This is a genomic window from Anabaena azotica FACHB-119, assembly GCF_014697625.1.
Classification (GTDB): domain Bacteria; phylum Cyanobacteriota; class Cyanobacteriia; order Cyanobacteriales; family Nostocaceae; genus Trichormus; species Trichormus azoticus_A.
This window is the reverse complement of record NZ_JACJSG010000023.1, coordinates 19,529-39,525: the sequence shown is the minus strand read 5'-3', so window position 1 is coordinate 39,525 and position 19,997 is coordinate 19,529. Positions and strand designations below refer to the sequence as shown.

Annotated in this window: 17 protein-coding genes; 9 read left to right on the top strand and 8 right to left on the bottom strand. The window is 40.2% G+C overall.

Annotated elements, in window-relative coordinates; all coding sequences use genetic code 11:
* Positions 1 to 806 precede the first annotated feature (806 nt).
* The 7 genes from H6G83_RS17365 (at position 807) to H6G83_RS17335 (ending at position 5,730) form a co-directional block, all read left to right on the top strand.
* Positions 807 to 1,226, top strand: coding sequence for a hypothetical protein (locus H6G83_RS17365; RefSeq protein WP_190474548.1), 420 nt, complete (start codon positions 807 to 809; stop codon positions 1,224 to 1,226).
* Between the two features lie 79 nt (positions 1,227 to 1,305).
* Positions 1,306 to 1,581 carry a hypothetical protein gene (locus H6G83_RS17360; RefSeq protein ID WP_190474546.1) on the top strand — a complete coding sequence of 92 codons (276 nt, stop codon included), beginning with the start codon at positions 1,306 to 1,308 and terminating at the stop codon, positions 1,579 to 1,581.
* 2 nt (positions 1,582 to 1,583) lie between these two features.
* On the top strand, positions 1,584 to 1,895 hold the full coding sequence (locus H6G83_RS17355; RefSeq protein ID WP_190474544.1) for a hypothetical protein: 312 nt from the start codon (positions 1,584 to 1,586) through the stop codon (positions 1,893 to 1,895).
* A 427-nt stretch (positions 1,896 to 2,322) separates the two neighbouring features.
* Positions 2,323 to 2,685, top strand: coding sequence for a hypothetical protein (locus tag H6G83_RS17350; protein WP_190474542.1), 363 nt, complete (start codon positions 2,323 to 2,325; stop codon positions 2,683 to 2,685).
* A gap of 21 nt (positions 2,686 to 2,706) precedes the next feature.
* Complete coding sequence (locus tag H6G83_RS17345; RefSeq protein ID WP_190474540.1) at positions 2,707 to 3,708, top strand: LLM class flavin-dependent oxidoreductase; 1,002 nt, start codon at positions 2,707 to 2,709, stop codon at positions 3,706 to 3,708.
* Positions 3,701 to 4,072 carry a hypothetical protein gene (locus tag H6G83_RS17340; protein WP_190474538.1) on the top strand — a complete coding sequence of 124 codons (372 nt, stop codon included), beginning with the start codon at positions 3,701 to 3,703 and terminating at the stop codon, positions 4,070 to 4,072. Before H6G83_RS17345 ends, H6G83_RS17340 begins: the two co-directional genes overlap by 8 nt.
* Before the next feature lie 749 nt (positions 4,073 to 4,821).
* Entirely contained in the window at positions 4,822 to 5,730 is a 909-nt protein-coding gene (locus tag H6G83_RS17335) for an alpha/beta fold hydrolase (RefSeq protein WP_190474536.1), read from the top strand.
* 467 nt (positions 5,731 to 6,197) lie between these two features.
* On the opposite strand, the gene H6G83_RS17330 is transcribed toward H6G83_RS17335, so the two are convergent.
* The 6 genes from H6G83_RS17330 to H6G83_RS17305 all read right to left on the bottom strand — a co-directional run bounded on the left by H6G83_RS17330 (position 6,198) and on the right by H6G83_RS17305 (position 15,497).
* Positions 6,198 to 6,383: a hypothetical protein gene (locus H6G83_RS17330; RefSeq protein ID WP_190474534.1), complete on the bottom strand. Its 186-nt coding sequence runs from the start codon at positions 6,381 to 6,383 to the stop codon at positions 6,198 to 6,200.
* A gap of 458 nt (positions 6,384 to 6,841) precedes the next feature.
* Complete coding sequence (locus H6G83_RS17325) at positions 6,842 to 7,069, bottom strand: hypothetical protein (protein ID WP_190474531.1); 228 nt, start codon at positions 7,067 to 7,069, stop codon at positions 6,842 to 6,844.
* 552 nt (positions 7,070 to 7,621) lie between these two features.
* Positions 7,622 to 9,790, bottom strand: a complete 2,169-nt coding sequence (locus tag H6G83_RS17320) for a peptidase domain-containing ABC transporter (RefSeq protein WP_190474530.1) — start codon at positions 9,788 to 9,790, stop codon at positions 7,622 to 7,624.
* Between the two features lie 212 nt (positions 9,791 to 10,002).
* The gene (locus H6G83_RS17315) at positions 10,003 to 11,823 is read right to left on the bottom strand and encodes an HlyD family efflux transporter periplasmic adaptor subunit (protein WP_190474528.1); all 1,821 of its coding nucleotides are present in this window, start codon (positions 11,821 to 11,823) and stop codon (positions 10,003 to 10,005) included.
* Positions 11,824 to 13,370: 1,547 nt separating this feature from the next.
* Positions 13,371 to 14,543 (bottom strand): homospermidine biosynthesis protein, encoded by a 1,173-nt coding sequence (locus H6G83_RS17310; protein WP_190474526.1) that lies wholly within the window; start codon positions 14,541 to 14,543, stop codon positions 13,371 to 13,373.
* Between the two features lie 42 nt (positions 14,544 to 14,585).
* Complete coding sequence (locus H6G83_RS17305; RefSeq protein WP_190474523.1) at positions 14,586 to 15,497, bottom strand: O-acetyl-ADP-ribose deacetylase; 912 nt, start codon at positions 15,495 to 15,497, stop codon at positions 14,586 to 14,588.
* 279 nt (positions 15,498 to 15,776) lie between these two features.
* On the opposite strand from H6G83_RS17305, the gene cobO reads away from it, so the two are divergent.
* On the top strand, positions 15,777 to 16,460 hold the full coding sequence (cobO, locus tag H6G83_RS17300; RefSeq protein ID WP_190474521.1) for a cob(I)yrinic acid a,c-diamide adenosyltransferase: 684 nt from the start codon (positions 15,777 to 15,779) through the stop codon (positions 16,458 to 16,460).
* A 155-nt stretch (positions 16,461 to 16,615) separates the two neighbouring features.
* Here cobO and H6G83_RS17295 read toward each other — a convergent pair whose 3' ends face one another.
* Positions 16,616 to 17,218 carry a hypothetical protein gene (locus H6G83_RS17295; RefSeq protein WP_190474519.1) on the bottom strand — a complete coding sequence of 201 codons (603 nt, stop codon included), beginning with the start codon at positions 17,216 to 17,218 and terminating at the stop codon, positions 16,616 to 16,618.
* Between the two features lie 495 nt (positions 17,219 to 17,713).
* Between H6G83_RS17295 and H6G83_RS17290 the strand changes: the two genes are divergently transcribed.
* Positions 17,714 to 18,319, top strand: a complete 606-nt coding sequence (locus H6G83_RS17290) for a hypothetical protein (protein WP_190474517.1) — start codon at positions 17,714 to 17,716, stop codon at positions 18,317 to 18,319.
* Positions 18,320 to 18,784: 465 nt separating this feature from the next.
* Here H6G83_RS17290 and H6G83_RS17285 read toward each other — a convergent pair whose 3' ends face one another.
* The gene (locus H6G83_RS17285) at positions 18,785 to 19,768 is read right to left on the bottom strand and encodes an RNA polymerase sigma factor, RpoD/SigA family (protein ID WP_190474515.1); all 984 of its coding nucleotides are present in this window, start codon (positions 19,766 to 19,768) and stop codon (positions 18,785 to 18,787) included.
* Positions 19,769 to 19,997: the final 229 nt, after the last annotated feature.

The following is a 19,997-nucleotide window of genomic DNA, read 5'->3' as shown; positions in this document are numbered from 1 at the left end:
ATCTAAGTTAACTTTTTTTTCTTATTCTTCACATTGTCTAACTGAAAGTTTACAAGCAAGTTATTCCTATGAGGATATAGCAGATTTGATTGCTCCCGTTTGTAGCCTATAACCGTATTTGCGAGAAACTAATCAAACCTGAACTTATTTATAAATATTTAATAGTATTTTTCCACTTACTTTTATATACTCGCCAATAAATATATTTTGCTTGAGTACAAGTTTTCACCCCAAAGCACTCAAATACAAAACTGCATTGATTAGCAGCCTAGTTAGCTTTGAGCTTGATTTTAGAAAGACTAGACCCCCACTTCATCAATGCTAGTACCCCACCCCAAAAATACTAGAACCCCTACCCAAAAAAATTTTATAACCCTGATGTTAAAAGGGTTTGGGGATTTGAGTACAAAATTAATAAATTTAATAATCTTGATCCGACCCCAATAAACCAGGGTGGAGAAAGTCGGCTGATATAAAACTAATAGGATTTACGCAGAGATTCCCCTCTACCCCCCGAAATTCAATGGGTAAAACCAAAGAACAAGGGGGGACTTCTTAATCAATAAAAAGCTATCAATGAACATTATTCTGTAAATAAATCTGATAATTAATAACTTAGATCAAGAGGTAGAGGCGCATTTTCAGGAAAAAGCCACCTCGTTTTTTTACTATTGCTATTTTTAAATTATGACATATTTTTTTCACTGCTACCTTACTAGCTAAAGCATCAAGATTAATCGACGACGAGAACACAAAAATGTTTGTTACCCACTCCCCATTCACTTTTCCTTGCTAGGAGAGCAAAGATGAAAGTCAAACTTTTAAATGTTCTCACAGTGTCCCTACTTACTTTAGCAGTTTTATCTCCGGGGTTATTGGTATTTAGTGTAGCTTGGGTTAGACATATAGAGTTCGTTAAAACACAGAAATTATCATTTGAAGTAAATAAGATTAATCCAGCAAATACTACTCTGTCTACCACAACTCAAAATTTAGACCAAACTCTAGTTAGCAATCAAATTTCTGATCAAAACATTGTGAATCAAGTGTTGAGTGCTGAACAGTATAAAATAGCTGTCATTTTACAATGGTTTATTTTACTAACTCCTGTATTTATCGGGTTAGGAATTATTGTTTATGACAGATACCTAATTTATCGTGCTGCTGTTTTACAAGCACAAATTGAAATGCTAGAAAGACTTTGGCAGCAGAGCATTGAACAATAAAGGTTTAGTCATTAGTCATTTGTTAATAATCAAGATAAGTGACGACTGAAAGTTCCATCGTAAAAAAAACACATTCATTATGACTGAAGCAACACAAGAACGCCAAATATCATATTTTAATTTGATTGATGAGTTACTAAAATGCCCTAATGGTAAAGAGCCAGAAGTTTTAGAAGCTCAATCAGAATTAATTGATGCTGGTTTTGTAGAAGCAATTGTCCAAGTAGCAACTGCATTTGCTCATCAAGGTAATCAAGATGGAGCGCAGTTTCTATTTTTTTTAGCTCGTGAGTTAGCTAAACAGTTGGGATTGTATCCTGATTTTCAGAAATCTGAAGGTACAAATGAGGGGTAATAATGCTACTAACTGCAACTGATGCTGGACAAATAGCGTTAGAGTTTCTGTTGGCAGATTGGAATATTTTAGACGAATATAGGGATTGGTTCACTATCTTTAATTCTCGTCTAACAGGTCAAAGTTGGTACATTGTGGAATTAGGCATAGAAGGGTTTCCTGATAAGTGGTATATCCAAGTTTACGACACAGGAGAATGTGACCCCAACTATAATTTTGTCTCTCCCATCAATGGTGCTGAGGGATTTGTTGATTTGAGCCATCTGCCAGAAATTTTAGCTGAAGTGTTAGTTGCAGAGCGCAAATCTAGGTAATTAGTAATTCGTAATTAATCTGCTTAATATGTAGGGTGGGGAGTGCATCGCCAATATAATAATATTAGTAACTCAAGAATTAAGTATAATTGCTATATCTATGTCGTAAGTTTTAAACTTATTTTTTAACGAATTAGGAAGTTATTTTTATTTATCTGATATCTTGCATCATCTCAATCAGGAGGTGGCGCTGCACTGCCCACCCTACTTTAAGAAATCAGGGATATATTTTTACTTATAGTTTAATATCCGTCTTTGTAGGACGCTGCAATGCCTACCAATAGAATAATATTTACCACTCAACAATTAAGCATATTTGCTATAGCTATGTCGCAAGTTTTAAGTATATATTTTTATGAATTATTTTGATTAAATAAAACTATTTGTCAACATTAAATGACAAAAATATGTTATATTAGTTAGCGTGATGTACGCTACAGAAATATCAGTTGCAATGATTGCGGAAGATATACTAGCTAAAGAGTTCACAAGAGTCGTCAGTCACTACTACCCAAAAGTTGGGGAATTATTAGACGGGTGTCATGTGAAAGTCATCACCTGTTTCTGGGGACGACCTGCTAGACGCTTGCAATATATAGGAATTTATTGTTCTAGTGAAATGCTTCCTTATGTGCAAGCCGAAAAAGAAATACTGCGAGAAATAGCTGAAAATATGGGTTTGGTGCAAGTTGTCTGCATGAATGCTAAACGATTATTGCGAGACCCAAAATCGAAGCTAAGAGATAATGATCCACGCCTATGGCTGGACTTGCAGATGGTAGCAAGGTAAAGTAAAAATCGCTAGCAAATAATGAAAACTGGACTGTTCTGCAATTACGAAAATCATCATCAAGACTCACGTCGTGCTATTTTTGAACAGGTGGCGTTAGTGCGACAGGCGGAGAAGTTGGGTTTTGAAGAAGCCTGGGTAACAGAGCATCATTTTAATGAAGTAAATCTTAGTTCGTCGATATTGCTGTTGATGGCACATTTAGCTGGTGTGACTTCAACTATCAAATTAGGGACGGCGGCGGTATTATTACCATTCCACAACCCAATTCGGGTGGCGGAAGATATTGCTACCTTAGATAATTTGTGCAATGGACGACTGTTATTTGGTGTGGCGAAAGGGGGGCCTTTTCCGCAACATAATCAGCATTTTGCCACACCAATGGGCGAATCTCGCGCCATGATGCTAGAGGCGTTGACATTGATTCAAAAGCTTTTATATGAAACTGATGTATCATTTAACGGAGAATATTATCAATGCGATCGCCTCTGTGTTTACCCCAAACCATTACAGCGAGAAATCCCTGTCTACATAGCTACTGGTGATGATGCAGGTATCGAATTTGCGGCTCAACATTCCTTTGCTTTGATGGGTGGGCCGCCGTTTGCGCTACAAAGGTTAAAAAAGACGGTGAATACCTATCGCGCCTTAAATTCTAGTGGTGGGGAAAAATTTGTCTTAGCACGCTTCTTTTATGTAGGCAAAACTTACGACGAAGCAGTGAGCGAGGCTTTACCTTTTATTAGGTATTTTAGCCAAAAGATGCAAGCCAATTCCGCCCAAGTAATGCAGAATAGTTCTAGTGGTCATCAACCATTTGACCGGACAAATATTTGTTTTGACGAAGACTACTTGCTCGAAAATTCTATCATTGGTGACGTTGCTACTTGTCGAGACAAAATCAAGAAATTTCAAGACGAATTGGATCTAGGTACATTAGCGCTCAAACCCTCATCTTTTTCCCTGCAAAAAAATCAGGAAAGTTTGCAGCGCTACAACCAAGAGGTACAAAATTATGTCTAAACTGAATCTGCTTCCACCCGATGATTTACCACCTACTGTGGTGACAAAAGAGGATGGAATGCTGCATCTGGAACTAGAACAGTCTATTGGCAGGTGCTTCTACCAAGCTTGCGATCGCATTACCCAAGCACTGCTGAATAACTGCCAGTGGTATCTTACCAGAAAAAATGCGAGCATCATGCTCATCGTTGACTGTCCAGATATCGTCTCTTATTGGCACATAGTCAGCAATATTCCTCAATTGGGGAACCGCCTAGAAAGATTTAGCAAAAATGCCAAAATTCGCGTCTATCCTCCTTTTGGCAAAGGCGAACCGTTAGAACTCAGCGTAAATGAAATTTCTGCCTATCGCGACTGGCTGTAAGGCTTAGTCATAATTCGATGCAGATACCCAGTTTTCCCAACAAGCTGGGTTTCTCTATATTTTCCCTGATAGGGACTTGTTTCGCTAGAAATTATAGCAGGGGATAGGCTTACAGCCTTTTAGCGTCACCTTGGATGATGAGTAGATATTACTAATATAGCAATAGCCAAGACAGTTAGGACATCAGAAAATGAGAAAACTTATACAGTGAAAGGTTTTTAACTCTGTCACCTGTCACCTGTCCTCTGCTATACATTAGCAGCATCTTTCATCTACTACCTATAGGGTGAGCATTGCCCACCTAATCATTGTTTTGCTGAGCAGCGCCCTACCTGTATTTCAAAAATTAAGTATGAGTCCTATAGTATCAAGATTAATAATCCAGTCCATAGACAAATCGCTCTCAGTTTTAGAGAGAATAAATGCTTACTTATTTTCTATTTATCATATTTATAATAAGAATGGACAAGTGAAAAATTCTAGTGACAACTATAATAGCGAAAAATTCCCAAAAAAACTTTAATTAACCATCCGCTATAGACAAAAGACCAATGACTAATAATCAAACCTTTCTGTGCTAATTTTTATTAATCTATTTATTTCCTCCACCCTATGAGTTGACAATAGAAAATGGTGATGGGGAAGAGAAAATTTTGTTACCTTGTTGTAAGCTCTTGTTCACGGAACTAGCTTCTTAGTCTACTACCCGAATTTTTTTAGTTAATAACTTTAGATATTCTTAAATGCTCATGAGTACCTCTACTTCTACAAAAACCTGGATTTGGCGAGGTTTCCCCATCTGCTATCAAACTCAAGGAACTGCGGGGCCGGCTGTTGTACTAGTACATGGCTTTGGCGCTTCCTGGTCTCATTGGAGAAAAAATATACCTGTATTAGCACAAAATTGTCGTGTTTATGCCATAGATTTAATTGGTTTTGGTGGTTCAGCTAAACCTCAACCAGATGGGGAAATTGCCTACACATTAGAAACTTGGGGACAGCAACTAGCCGATTTTTGTCTGGAAGTAGTGGGTGAGCCAGCTTTTTTAGTAGGTAATTCTATTGGTTGTATTGTAGTGATGCAGGCAGTAGTTAGTAACCCAGAGATTGGTTTAAGTGTTGCTTTACTCAACTGTTCTCTGAGATTACTGCACGATCGCAAACGGGAAACTCTACCTTGGTCACGTCGCTTTGGTGCGCCTCTACTGCAACGAGTGCTATCTGTCAAACCAATTGGTCAATTCTTTTTTCGGCAAGTTGCTCAACCAAAAACAGTGAGAAAGATTCTTCTACAAGCTTATGTTAATAGCGAAGCGGTGACTGAGGAGCTAGTAGATATATTAACAGCACCAGCGAGTGATCCTGGTGCTGTGGCTGTGTTCCTTGCTTTTACTTCCTATTCTTCAGGCCCCCTCCCAGAAGACCTGTTACCGTTGTTACCTTGTCCAGCGATTATCATCTGGGGTGCAAAAGACCCTTGGGAACCGATAGACTTGGGACGCAAGTTAGGTGACTATCCTGAAGTACTCAAGTTTATACCCTTGGAAGGAGTAGGGCATTGCCCCCAAGATGAAGCTCCTGAATTAGTTAATCCCCTTTTACAGGATTGGATTAGAGAGCGGTTAATGGTGATGGATAGGGCAAAATTAGAGGCGTAGTTTTCTATTAAAACAATTACCACCAACCGCCCCAGCGACCGCCACGGCCCCAGCGACCGCCATGGCCCCAGTGACCGCCATGGCCCCAGCGACCGCCATGGCCCCAGTGACCGCCATGGCCCCAGCGACCGCCATGGCCCCAGTGACCGCCATGTCCCCAGTGACTGCCGTGCCAGCCTCCAGCTAGGAGTTCTTGTTCTTCTTTGGATAATTCCGCAACTAATTCAGCATCGGATTGGATTGGTTGTTCTAACATAATTGTAGACCTCCATTTCCCAGTAATTAACAAAGATGAACTAGCAGTTTCCTGTATGCTTGCTATGCTTTTAATCAAAAGGTTTAACAAAGCCAGGAAACTAACCCAATTTACTCAAGCAGATCAGATTTCGAGCCAGATGTAGAAGTCTTTTCCCATCACTAACAGTAAAGCCTCTACACCAAAATAAAAGTGCGTAAACTTGGCTAGATTAGTGACACACTTTCTTCCAGTGACATACTTTTTTCCAACGACAGCGATCGCTGTCATGATCGTCGTGACGATCATCACGATCATGATCATCGTCTTCATCATGTCTTCTACCACCAGATAAAAGCTGCTGTTCTTCTATAGATAAATCCATGAGCAAGTCAGATGCAATCATTTGTGCTGACATAACTACCTCCGTTTCCTACATAGAATTGCTGGAAATTCCATGTGGGGAATACAATAATTTGATGGATGAAACATTACGGCTAACTTTTTAAGTTATGCCGTTAAATTTTCTTTCAGCATTAGCAAACAGCTAACATTTAAAGAAGGAAAGAGCAGAAAAGAAAATACTGTCGTTAGCACTTTCCTTTCTAGCCCTAAATAACTGTTTTAAAACAGTTATCAGTTATCAGTTATCAGTTATCAGTCAACCAGGGCGTATGGTGAGGGATAAAGAAGCGCCACCCAAAGCCTTCCACCAATTACTGTGGTGTTTCACCAACGTATTTAACTGATAATTGTTTACTGTTCACTGTTCACTGTTAAAACTTGAAAAGACTATGAGAGACTACCCTAACTTGCACAAATCTAAATTATTTTGGGTAAGTAGAGTACCTCCTTGTCTCCTCTGTTAATTGCAAATTAACCACCAGTTGGTAATCTTCTGATGGTAACAATGCTTCTGGTAGTGATTCTAAAACGCTTGGTTCCTGTGTAGAAACCAACATCTTCTCCCTCACCACCATCATCAACAGATGTGTCAGTATCATTTCCAGGGCTGCTGCTTCTTCCCTGCCCACCTGAAAGCAGTTCTTGTTGATCTGCGGATAATTCTTCGAGCAAATCAGATGTGATCAATTGAGTTGACATAATTATTTACCTCACTTACGTATATAGGTGTGTCATCACCTATGTTTTTATTATTAACTATTTGCTAACAATTTAAACTATTCTAAAGTCAGAAAAAATATCATTTGATTTATTTCTTTTGGTGAATGAATATTCCAGGTAAAACATTTTTATTTTAAAAATTAAAATGATAATTTTGTTTAAGGAATCAATTCATTTTGCTATTGACAATTTAACTTGTATAACTATTAACAATTCAAAATTCACGCATTCGCGCATCAAAGACATTTTGCCTACGGCACGCTACGCGAACAGTTGGGGATTTAAACCCCAACTGAAAATTTGCTACGTACAGACGTAGGGGTCTTTAACCCTCGGAATTACGATAACGTTTCAAAAAATATATGCAAAATATCGATTATCAGTAGGGGCGCACATCTGTGCGTCACTACTGCTACAAAAAATGAATCTTTTTCTATCAAATCGGATGGATATAACTTGACAAAGTAAAACCCCGACTGTTTGAACGGTCGGGGTTCTATTGTTGTAGAAATAATTTGCTATTGATATAAATTAAACTGATAAAAACTGCAAATGCTCACCTTGTTGTGAAAGAAAATCTTGTAAAGTACCTTGTAGTTGTACTTTACCTTGCTCGATAAAAACTATCCAATCTGCGCGATTAACCACACTAGGACGGTGAGTTATGAGAATTGTGGTTTTACCTTGGCGTGATTCTAAAAGCCGGTCTAAGACTTGTGCTTCGCTAACTGGGTCGAGTCCAGCAGTGGCTTCATCGAGAATTAGTACGGGTGGATCGGTAAGAATACCTCTGGCGATCGCAAGTCTTTGTTTTTGTCCCCCAGAGAGATTAGCGCCAAATTCACCTAACACCGTTTGATAGTTATTAGGTAGTTGGCTGATAAAACTATCAGCATCAGCAATATGACAAGCTTTAACAATTTCTTCAAAAGAAATATGCGGCGTTCCTAAACGAAAGTTTTCTAAAATTGAGCGACTCCAAAAATGCGGTTCTTGAGGTACATAAACTACTTGCTGGCGTAAACAATTCAGGTCAAGGTCTTGAATATTATAAAAACCGATGCGAATATTCCCGGAATTTGGTTGATATAAACCTGCTATTAATTTTGCTAAGGAACTTTTACCACAGCCTGATTTACCAATCACAGCAATAGTCTTTCCTCCAGGTAGCTTGAGAGAAAATTCTTCTAATAAGTCAACTCTACCAGGATGATGAAAATTGACATGAGAAAAACGAATATCTGCATCACTCGATATTTGAGCGATCGGTTTTTGTGCTGTATCACCCACTTCGGAAGTTGCGTCAATTACTTCCAAAAGCCGAGAAACAGCAGTTTGAGAGCGAAAATAATCATCGACTAACCCAACTAGGGAATTAATTAAAGCTAGGACATTAATTTGTAGCGTATTAATCGCCAACATTTGACCAATGCTTAAATTCCCTTGCATTACCAAAACACTACCAAACCCTAATAAAACTACGCCGCCAATACTAGATAAGAATCTAGCAATATTGTTATTAATAATCCCAATTTGAATAGTGCTAAAAGTCAAATTAGCCAGACGACCAAAGCGGCTTTGCAGCTCATCCCAAAATTGAGGAACCGCATTTGTTGTTTTTAATACTTGAGCGCCTTTAAATGTTTCTACCAAAACCCCTTGATTTTCCGCCCCCAAAACTAAAATATTGCGTGTTTTCTGTTGCAAAACTGGTAAAAAAGGTAAGGTAGACAAACTCATCAATGCGCCAATAACAATTACTGTTAATGCTAATTGCCAACTATAAAACAGCATTAAGCAAAAAGAGATGATAGCGATAAAAAATTGGCTTGGTAAAAGCACCACAATTTGCGATACCAATTGATTAATTTCATTAATATCTCTCAGACGGCTGGTAATTTCTCCACTGCGACGAGCTTCGTAATAAGTTAAAGGTAATTGCAGTATTTTACGCCCAAATTCCAAAACTAAGCCTAATTGCAGTCGTTGACCAAAGTGAGCAATCATTGTAGATTCTAAAATTTGCAGAGTGCTACTAAATAAAGTCATGACTACAACAGCCGTGACGACTACAGTAAGTAATTGAGTATCTCCACGAACCAAGACATCATCTGTTAATAGTTGAATGAGGACGGGAGTACCTAAAGCGAGGACACCCAAGACTATATTGACCATCAAAACCTGAGCAAGTAGCCCACGATAAGGCAAAATGCGCTTGAGAAAGCGCACAAAGCCCGCTTGGGGTGCTTCTTGAGGCTGTTGACCAAAGCGGTGCGGGTCTGGCTCTAGCAGGAGCATAACACCATTCCAAGCCCTGGATAACTCCTCTCTATCGATATAACGAATACCTACGGCTGGGTCGGCGATAACATAGTTTTTGCCGCGTTTATCGTGTAAAATCACCCAATGGTAGCCACGCCAATGAATAATTGCGGGTAATTTAATTTCTTTAATTCTGTCCAAAATTGCTGGTGAAGCTTTAACGGCTCTAGCATTAAAACCTAAATTTTCAAATCCACGTTTTAGCCCTAATAAAGTTGTTCCTAATTGTCCAGTTCCTACAGCTTCTCGACTTTTATTCATACTCAAGAAATATCCATAATGTCTAGAAATAGAAACTAGACAAGCAGCTCCGCAATCTTCTTCACTCAACTGTAAAATGCAGGAATATTTCTTTCGTGGCTGGAAGAGGTTAAACATAGGAATATTGGGGAGTGGGGAGAACAACTGTCAACTTATATCAAGTCCGGCTAATTACTTACGATATGGTTGGTTTGGTCGGTAATAGGTAATAGCGAATAGGTAATTGCTTTCTACCATTACCAATTACCAATTACCAATTACCAATTACCAATTACCAATTACCAATTACCAACCCCCAAAATATGATAAGTGTTTAAGCGGATATGAGATTACAAATCTGCAATTAATCTGGCTTTTCTGAGGATGAACCGTAGAACTGTTTCTTGGCGGGAGATGATATCTGCTTTACCTTCCATTCCGGCTTTGAGTTGACATTGGTGATTTCCTCTACCAACGTATGGGGTTTGCGGTTCGACAATTACTTGATAGGCTGTAGCTTTAGTTACTGTAGTTTGAGGGTTATTACTAGCTATGGGTAGGGCATCGGGTGCTATTGTTGTGACTGTGCCTTTGAGAGTGCCGTAATCTGGATAGGGACAAGCTGAAACCTGCATCTGGACTTGTTGACCGGGTTTGATTTTGCTGATATCTTGGGCTGATACGTTGGCTTTAATCTGGATGGGAGCGTTGATAGGCGCAATCTGGGCGATCGCTTCACTTGGTTGCACTACTTGTCCAGGGTTACGCAAGTTTAATTGCAGCAATGTCCCCGCAATAGGCGCACGAATTACGCTTTGATTTAGGTCGTTTTCGCTTTGTTGTAAGTCTTTACGAGTTCTATCTAGTTGTTTTTGAAATTCTAGGCGTTGTTGTAGCAACGTCTCTTTCTCTTTTTTCAACGCTGCTAGGGTGGCTTCACCCCTTGCTTGTTCTTGTTTAATCCGTTGGGATGCTACAGTCACGCTAGCGTCGCTGGGATTCGTCGCTGTCCTGGCCTTGTCCAGATTCGTTTGGGCGATGATCACAGCTTGGTCTTTCTCTTCAACCAGATTTTTAGCGTTAGCTTTGGCTTGTTCGAGTTTGGCTTGGGCGGAAATCACAGCTTGGTCTTTTTCTTCTAAAAGATTTTTGGCGTTAGCTTTGGCTTGTTCGAGTTTGGCTTGGGCGGAAATGACTGCTTGTTCTTTCTCGTCCACCAGATTTTTAGCGTTGGCTTTGGCTTGGGCTAGTTTGGCTTGGGCGGAAATGACTGCTTGTTCTTTTTCTTCAAAGAAATTACGCGAAATCGCCCCCGATGCTACTATCGGCTGTAGTCTCTGGCGTTGGACTTGGGCTAAAGTCAAGGCGGCTTGGGCTTCTTGGATGGTAGCGTTTAATACATTGTCTTGCTGCAGGCGATCGCGTTGTGCTTTTGCTAGTTTCCAAGCAGTTTCGGCTTCTTGGATGGTGGTTTTTAAGAGGTTTTCTCGTTGTAGGCGATCGCTTTGCGCCCTGGCGAGGTTTAAAGCGGCTTCTGTTTCCCTTACCGTGGCGGTTAACAGCTTTTCTCGTTGCAAACGGTCTTGTTGTATCCTGGCTAAAGTCAAGGCTGATTGTGCTTGTGTCATCTGTGCCGCCGCTTTAACTTGCTGGTCTACATAGTTGCGTTGTGTACCACCCAGTTCAGCTTGTGCAGCTATTACTGTACGGTCATTTAAGTTAGTCTGTGCTGTAATTTGCGTATTAATTTCTTTTAACTGAGTATCAATGTTACTCAGTTGGAGTTGACTTTGTTGAATGACATTCTGTAACTGGCTTTTTTGAGTTTGTAGACGGGAATTATCAATATAGGCGATCGCTTGTCCTGCAAATACCGTTTGGTTTTCTGCAACATCAATCTTCATAATTTTGCCGCTAATCAGCGACTGTACAAGCTTTAATTCTCCCACCGGGCGAATAGTTGCAGGCACTTTTACAGTCACGTTGTACTTGAGGATAGCTGCAAGCGCCACCCCTGCAACAAAGATGCTTAAGACAATTCCCCCACCGATACTAGTCCATTTACCAATATGGGGCAGAAATTCGTTAGCTTCTAATGTTGGTAGTTCCTGCGGAATTGACTCGTTTGATTGTTGCCAAAAATCATTTTCTTGGCGGCGTAAGGTGTTCACAATATTGCACCTTTGTAGATGAATTTGACATGAGAAAAAGCTATTAAATCAGTTATCAGTTATCAGTTATCAGTCCTGACGGCGGATGGTGGGGGATAAAGAAGCGCCACCTACGCCTTGCACCAATTGGTGTGGTGTTTACCCAAGAATTTAACTGATAACTGTTTACTGTTCACTGTTAAACGATGTATCTGTTCATTTTTCCAGACGCTATTATTCACAACTTGACGATTTAATTCAACGAAAAATAATTATCCCCTACACCCCTATACCCTTATACCCCCACACCCGGTTATAATAGAAGCTGGGGAATCAGAAAGAATGCGCTGTCAGATGTGCTTGCTTTTCTGAAATCTCTAACGTTAATCACGTATAGGGAAATATAGAGGAGAACGCTCAAACTCACTCAAAACCTCACTTACTTAGAGCGAGTTATTGTCACCTCCTCTCCCCCTTTTTCTAATAAAAGACACATCAATAATTTTGTTAACACCCTTCAACATTAGCCGTAATCAATACTGTTGATATATTTGTGTATTTGTCCAAGGATTACATGGCTGTATAGTACTGAATTTTCACAGTATCTGGAAGACCTTTCTGCATACCTCTCTCCTATGAGGATAGAGGTTTAGATTTCTCCCTCTTCCCTTGTAGGGAAGGGGGCTGGGGGGTTAGGTAAGAGCGTTAGCTTTTCCACATAATGTCAAAAGTCAGCTATATAGCAGTTCTTAGTTAATACAGAAAGCTGAAGCAACGATAGAGATATAGTTTCAGAGAGAATTTTTGTCTTAGTTTCGTTTCTTAAAACAGGTTCTAGAATTGCCTGGACTTTTACACAATAGGATAGAGTGATGTGATAAGATTTGTCACGCTTTACAGTGAATGTACTGGACATAAGTACAACAAGCAACGCATTTTTTCTGTACTTCACTCTATTGCTTTGTCAACTTAGTTTTCAGGTTTTGTAGAAAGCACTATATTTGGAAGAATCAGGACTAAAGTCCTTACTACAAACCCTAAATTGCTTTTTTTGTAGAAAAATAAGCAATTTAAAAGCTTATTAGTTTAAGAATCCACAATTTCCTGTTCTATCTATGGAATCTTAAACAGACAAGCTCTATAATGATTTATTCAGAATGGTAATTGCAATTGAACCAATCATTGATTGATAAACAATGCAAATGCAAATATTTAAGAGACATGATTGTTCGCCTCACTTACGCGACTTGGTGTAGCCCCACCTCAGAATTTAACTATAAGCACTGTCTGTTAATAATTCATAAATCTGGAGACAGAATTCTATATAGTAAATCTACCACGTAATGCAGATGTAAAATTATCTGATGAGGTTATATTTATCTAGTTCAATTGTTTTATGCGTCACGGGCGAATTATGCTGATAGTGGTACGCTGTTAAATAATGACATTGAAGAAAAATATAATTAGTGTAGTTAGTTACAAATCGAATTAAATAGGTGTGGTGGAGGCTGATGAGGGTATAGAAGTGTAGAGTTTTGGTAACTTACACCCCCATACCCCTATAGCCTTTAAGTATTAGGAATTAACCTACCGCAAGGATAAGTCGCCGCGCCCCCAGAAGCATCTTCAGCAACAGCAGCCGGGATTTCCTCTACAGGCTGGTTTTTAGCTGCTAAATAGTCTGTGCGGAGTTTGTCGTATAATTCTTCGCGCCTATCATACAACCGCTTCACGGGACGGGGTGGACATTGGTTGAGGAGGTATGCTGTTACTAAAGGTAAAGCGATCGTGCTATCTGTGTAACAAACAATGGTGCTAGGTAATTCTTCTGGGTCAATTTTACCCCAGCTTACCGCTTCTGATGGTGTCGCGCCAGACAAACCACCAGTATCAGGACGTGCATCAGTGAACTGGACAAAGAAATCATGTCCTCGTTCTTCTAATCCTAGTACCTCGTGAATTTGCGGTTGGGTTTGTAGCAAAAAGTTCTTGGGACTACCACCGCCGAGAATCACAGCTGCACTTCTACCTTCTCCTTCTCTGGCATTGTAGGCGATCGCAGCTGTTTCATTCACATCAATTGCTGGGTCTAATATCAACTGCGAACCTTCCAGCGCCAAAGCCGCAACGTTCATCCCAATGGAACTATCACCAGGGGAAGATGTGTAAATGGGTACACCATATTCATAAGCTGTAGCCAGCAAACAGGAATTTTTTACTCCTACTTGCTTCTCAACTTCTCGCACATACTTACCCAACAAATAGTGAAACTCAGCCGTTCCCATCCGCTTTTGAAAAGGTTCGGCTTGCAAAATCTTGCGGATAAAAGCGTCGGTTTCTAACAAGACATCATAGCCAAAAATGATGTCATAAATTCTGATAGTCCCCTCTTGACGCAGCTTCACATCATCAAGAAATGGGTTTCCTGCAAACAACTCAAAACCCAAACCATAGTGCATATCATGGTAAAGATTAGCACCAGTGCTAATCATCCAATCGATAAAGCCGTTCCGAATGAGAGGCGCTAGTGCAGATACGCCAAAACCCGCCGGTGTCATCGCTCCAGAAAGACTTACACCAACGGTAACACCCTCTTTTATCACATCACGAGCCAATAATTGGCAGGCTTCCCGTAAACGCGCCGAGTTGTAGGCGGTAAAGTAGTTATCAATCAAATCTACTACACTGATATCAGCTGACATCGGTATAGGTGCAATTTTCTTACCTAAGTGTTTTGCCATGTTGAGACTCGCAAATTCTAAAGTCGCCGAATCTAATGTTAACTATGTTTCAGCAACTTCTCGCATCGCTTGAGTGTAAAAATCGTAGGCGCTTTGTCCAAAGCACACGAAAATCACTTGTTCTAGGGAATTAGGCTTTTGTAAAAACTTGGTAACGGCTGTAACAGCAATTTTACAAGCGCGTTGCATCGGAAAAGCATATACACCCGTACTGATGGCTGGGAAAGCAATAGTTTTAATTTGATACTCTGCTGCTAAGGCTAAACTATTGGTATAGCAATTTGCTAATAGTTCATCTTCATTTTGATTACCGCCTTCCCATACAGGCCCGACAGTGTGAATTATCCATTTAGCGGGTAAATTATAGCCTTTGGTAATTTTTGCTTCTCCAGTTTTACACCCTCCTAATTGCCGACATTCTACTAGTAGTTCTGTTCCAGCTGCACGATGAATTGCACCATCAACGCCACCACCACCCAATAAGGAACTATTAGCCGCATTGACAATTGCATCTACTTGTAACTGAGTAATATCGCCTTGAATAATTTCTATTTGCTGCATAATATTTTTTCCTAAAATAAAATCCTGGCTTATTGCTTGTAATCGCGGCAATATTGTCAAGAAATGACCATTATCTATCAATTTTGCTAAATGACCACTACAAAAACGTTCTTGACGAACGTGGCTTGTGAATAATTTCTGTATTGTAGAAATATCAGCTAAATTGATTAGCGCTGGATCAGTGACAAAACGAGTAGCTTCTTGCTGCCAACTTATCCAGTCAAAGGGGATAATAAAATTTTCTGCGTAGAGTGCGGCGATGAAGCTCTCAAATTCTTGAGAATAGGAATAAGGCTCAGTTTGTATGTCATATAAGCGGCAATCTTGACTGGAAAATAATGTTAAAAAATTAAGTATATTATCAATATTTTCTGGCGTTATTTCACTCGACATACTCAAATCCTCAAGACCGAAAAAATTAGGTGCTAGAAGGCAATTAGACAGATTTACCAGACATATACCTGCAAAGTAAACGCTAAATCATTTGCGCCACATTTCCCCACGGAAACGATTTAGCCAGGTATCAAGATAAACAAGGAAGATACAAGCCTATCTTCAGAAGTTGTTTGGCTCCTTTACTCAATTCGCCGCTTGTGCTGATCGATTCAATCACGCAAATTTCATTGTTTTGTAAGTTGTAACATTTATTTTCTGTATTTTCTGATGAATTTGATGACAAGTGATACACCAGAAGCATTAGAATCAGATAAGGAAATTGAGCGTATCATTGATGAGATAATGGCATCAACCCCAAACCTTTCTGATGAACAATACCGCACGAAAATGCAGCGCCGTAAGGAAGTACACGAACGGCGCGTATCTCAAGCTGTTCCAGAAAAAGGATTAATTATTGTTAACACTGGTAACGGTAAAGGCAAAACTACCGCAGCTTTGGGTATGGTATTACGATCGCTCGGTCATGGGTACAGAGTGGCGATCGTCCAATTCATCAAAGGCGCGTGGGAACCCTCAGAAAAAAGCGTATTTAGTTTTTGGGAAGACCAAATCGAGTTTCACGCAATGGGAGAAGGCTTCACTTGGGACACCCAAGACCGCGATCGCGACATTGACAAAGCCCAAGCCGCATGGGACAAATCATTAGAGTTCATCCGTGACCCCAACTTCCAGTTAGTCCTGTTAGATGAAATTAATATCGCCCTGAAAATGGGTTATTTAAGCGTAGATCAGGTACTTGCAGGGTTAGCACAGAAACCCCCCAGTAAACACGTCATCCTCACAGGTAGAGGCGCACCAGCAGCACTCATCGACCGCGCCGACTTAGTTACCGAAATGACCCTAATTAAACACCCATTCCGCGACCAAAACGTCAAAGCGCAACCGGGAATTGAGTATTAGGGACTGGGGAAAGGGGAAGGGGGAAAGGGGGAAAGGGGAAAGGGGGAAAGGGGAAAGGAAGAAGCCTTTAATCTGTGTCAACTTACAACTGTCAACTGTCAACTGTCAACTGATAACTGATAACTGTCAACTGATAACTGATAACTGTCAACTGACTACTGACCACTTCTACACATTTGCAGAATGCGGCGATCGTTGGCGCTGATGGTTTTGATGGGATGATAATCTTGCAGCGCTACGGTGTAAGCATAGGTCATTGGTTCATCGTCGTCAAGCTGGGGTATGGTACTGGCTGTAGCTACGTCCGGGGAAGCACCAGCATCTGGTGTACCAGTAACGGTCATGGCTAACTCTCCTGACTTGTCGATTGTGCCTTGAAAGCAGCTAAACTCGGAGTTAGGCATATATAATGCGCCTACTAACTTACCTTGCTGTTTATGAAACAGCACATAGCCTTGTCCTATTTGGTTTGGTTGTGGTGATTGACCAAAAAGATAAATACCATCGTTTTTCGGTAAGCTAAATCTAGGAGCGATCGCCAAAGGCGGGGCGTAGCCCATCGCAGTTTCTTTTTCAGCTTTTTGATAACTTTGTCTTGAACCAACTACAAGAGGAGTCTGGGAAGTAGGTTGTACATTCACTTCACTACTTAGCGCAGGCTTGACTTGTTCACCCACCATAGCAACGGTAAAAAGCAGACCGATAGCGGGGACTCTTAACTGACGCAAGGGTAAGAATTTAGAAATATTGTTAAGCACCCGACTCCTCCTGTGACAAACTGAACGACAGCCTCTGTAACTTGTCTTAAACCATAATGAAATCTTTAACGTTTAAGGCTCGGTCAAAGGTTTGATTTATATTTCCTTCCAGAAATACTTTTGAAAAACGAAGGTTATAGATGTTTTTGGCAGATAAACTTAAACTATCAGTGATTAAGAAATTTCTGCTTCCCCCAACAGATTCACCCAGTAGGGTGATGTAAATCATCAGTTAGATAATTTGCTGAGGTTGAGCATCATATTGTTCTATACCGTTCGTCAGTACATAGAGATATACAACAGCAAGTTCTGCCATTTCGGAAAAGTCAAATTATTTTTTTAATTAAATTAGTTGTAATTAAATATACTTTTGTTTATGATTATCAATTAAGTGTAATAGTATTTGTAGGGTGGGGAGTGCATCGCCATAACCATTATTTAGCAAGTATGGGATATATTTCCTAAATCAAATTCAAGAACTTAATTATCAGTGATATGGCTTATAGTGATTTTACTTTAGAGCAGGTGAAGCAAGCTTTCCAAATAAAAACTATTGAAAAAAGTGATATTTTTGCTGATATTCCTGAGCTAGAAGCAAGTCATCTATTAAAAGAAACTCTGAAATATAATCTACCCATCGCCGTCGCTAGCAACAGCGAAAAAGCTCGTTCAGAAATGATTATATCGCCAATATTGTTAGATTTGAGACGGCAATTAAACGACCAGATAAATCTATTTTCGGGAGTTGAATTTAATGTTGATACTACGCAAGGCTTAAATGGTATTTGCGATTTTATTATTACCCATTCTTCAGAAAAGCTGATTATTAGCGCCCCAGTAATTATTATTGTGGAAGCGAAGAAAGAAAATATTACTGCTGGTTTAGGACAATGTATATCTGAGATGATAGCAGCGAGAATCTTTAATGAACGCTCAGGTAAGGAAAATTCGGCAATTTATGGAACTGTCACTACAGGAAGCGTTTGGCAATTTTTAAAGCTAGATGGGCAAGAGGTTCAGATTGATTTAAGTGAATATTATCTTAAAGATGTGAATAAAATATTGGGAATTTTAGCAAGTGGTGTTAATCGCAGTTCGTAATTATTTGTAGGGTGGGCAGTGCAGCGCCAATACCATCGTATTATGCCGCGATAAGATTTAGATAAGAATCATTAACCACCGATACAAGCCAATAAACTTAGATGTTTGATAGCCGAGATTTTACAGCACATTTCATCTGAGTAAGATACACAAGGGGCGGGCAAGATGCCCACCCCACAAGAGTTTTACTATTTATATCTGTATCTCATTTATCTGCTACTTGCTATATACAGCAGTTTCGCTATTCGTGAAATACTGTAGAGACGTTACATGTAACGTCTCTACATGGTTTTGGGTTTTACGCTTGTACCTCATTTACCCAAAATATGCTGTATCCTCTCACGAAGAAGGTGCTGGTGGGCATTGCCCACCCTACTTAAGAGAACTAAAGTTCTCACTACAAACAAAAAAATAGCCCCCTGAACTCAGGAGGCGGGAAGACGTAGCCGTGCTACGTCTTGATAATTAACTGGCGACGTATTCTTTAACATTGGCTCGACGGCGACGCAGATGAGCAAGTGCTTGATGTTCTAACTGGCGCACACGTTCACGGCTGAGATTCAATCTTTCGCCGACTTTCGCCAAGGACATTTCGTTACCATCTACTAAGCCAAAGCGCAAGGCTAAGACTTCTCGCTGTTGGGGGGTGAGTTCTGCAAGCAAGGTGTTCAAGTCTTGGCGCAAGAACTCTTGAGTGGTGTAATACTCTGGTGATGGGCCTTCATCTTCGAGCATTTCTTGCAGTTCGGTATCTTGGTTGTCACCCACTTTCACATCTAAGGAAACTGGTTGACGCGCCATGTTCAGATACTCACGAATTTGTGCGGGTTCTAGTTCTAGCTCTTTGGCAATTTCTGCTGGTGAGGGAGAACGCCCTAAAGTTTGTGCTAATTCGCGCTGAACTTTTTTAATTTTGTTCAGTTTCTCGGTAATATGGATAGGGAGCCTGATTGTCCGGCCCTGTTGAGCGATCGCACGGGTAATCGCTTGGCGAATCCACCAGTAAGCGTAGGTTGAGAATTTGTAACCCCTCGTTGGGTCAAATTTCTCTACGCCTCTTTCTAACCCCAGAGTTCCTTCTTGAATTAAATCGAGGAACTCCATATTGCGCTTTTGGTACTTCTTGGCAATAGCCACTACCAAGCGCAAGTTCGCTTCAATCATCTTTTGCTTGGCACGTTTACCTTGATGTACGGTCTGTTTAACTTCTGTTTCAGACTTGTGAACATGATCAGCCCATTCTGGTAAACTAGGCTCACGGTGCAGTTTCTCCTTTAAAGCTTCTTTTGCATCGATGAGCGTCATCATCTGCTGCACCTGCTTCCCGTAAACAATCTCTTGCTCACGGGTGAGCAGGGGTACACGACCAATTTCTCGCAGATAGGTTCGCACCATATCAGCCGTGAATTTGGTGTTTGTGTCTTCTGTGTGGGTGTTAACAGTAGGCATTGGTGCGTTGTCCTCTACTCCGTAAACACAATTAATGTTGATTAATAAATTCAACTGGTAAACTTAATGCTTATATCGCAGAACTCAAGGCGCTATCAAACTTAAAAAAGCTTATGTATACATTTTTTAGAAGGCGCTAGCTTGAGATAGGTTCCTCTACCATCAGTTAATTTTTTAATGTCTTACAAGCACAGTGGTTGATATTCCAGAATTCTTTGTTTATTTCAGT

Coding starts and splice junctions, on each gene's coding strand:
- H6G83_RS17335 (WP_190474536.1), top strand. CDS start 4,822: ATGAGTACCTCTACTTCTACAAAAACCTGGATTTGGCGAGGTTTCCCC.
- H6G83_RS17355 (WP_190474544.1), top strand. CDS start 1,584: ATGCTACTAACTGCAACTGATGCTGGACAAATAGCGTTAGAGTTTCTG.
- H6G83_RS17360 (WP_190474546.1), top strand. CDS start 1,306: ATGACTGAAGCAACACAAGAACGCCAAATATCATATTTTAATTTGATT.
- H6G83_RS17365 (WP_190474548.1), top strand. CDS start 807: ATGAAAGTCAAACTTTTAAATGTTCTCACAGTGTCCCTACTTACTTTA.
- cobO (WP_190474521.1), top strand. CDS start 15,777: ATGACAAGTGATACACCAGAAGCATTAGAATCAGATAAGGAAATTGAG.
- H6G83_RS17345 (WP_190474540.1), top strand. CDS start 2,707: ATGAAAACTGGACTGTTCTGCAATTACGAAAATCATCATCAAGACTCA.
- H6G83_RS17330 (WP_190474534.1), bottom strand. CDS start 6,383: ATGTCAGCACAAATGATTGCATCTGACTTGCTCATGGATTTATCTATA.
- H6G83_RS17310 (WP_190474526.1), bottom strand. CDS start 14,543: ATGGCAAAACACTTAGGTAAGAAAATTGCACCTATACCGATGTCAGCT.
- H6G83_RS17320 (WP_190474530.1), bottom strand. CDS start 9,790: ATGTTTAACCTCTTCCAGCCACGAAAGAAATATTCCTGCATTTTACAG.
- H6G83_RS17325 (WP_190474531.1), bottom strand. CDS start 7,069: ATGTCAACTCAATTGATCACATCTGATTTGCTCGAAGAATTATCCGCA.
- H6G83_RS17290 (WP_190474517.1), top strand. CDS start 17,714: ATGGCTTATAGTGATTTTACTTTAGAGCAGGTGAAGCAAGCTTTCCAA.
- H6G83_RS17285 (WP_190474515.1), bottom strand. CDS start 19,768: ATGCCTACTGTTAACACCCACACAGAAGACACAAACACCAAATTCACG.
- H6G83_RS17350 (WP_190474542.1), top strand. CDS start 2,323: ATGTACGCTACAGAAATATCAGTTGCAATGATTGCGGAAGATATACTA.
- H6G83_RS17305 (WP_190474523.1), bottom strand. CDS start 15,497: ATGTCGAGTGAAATAACGCCAGAAAATATTGATAATATACTTAATTTT.
- H6G83_RS17340 (WP_190474538.1), top strand. CDS start 3,701: ATGTCTAAACTGAATCTGCTTCCACCCGATGATTTACCACCTACTGTG.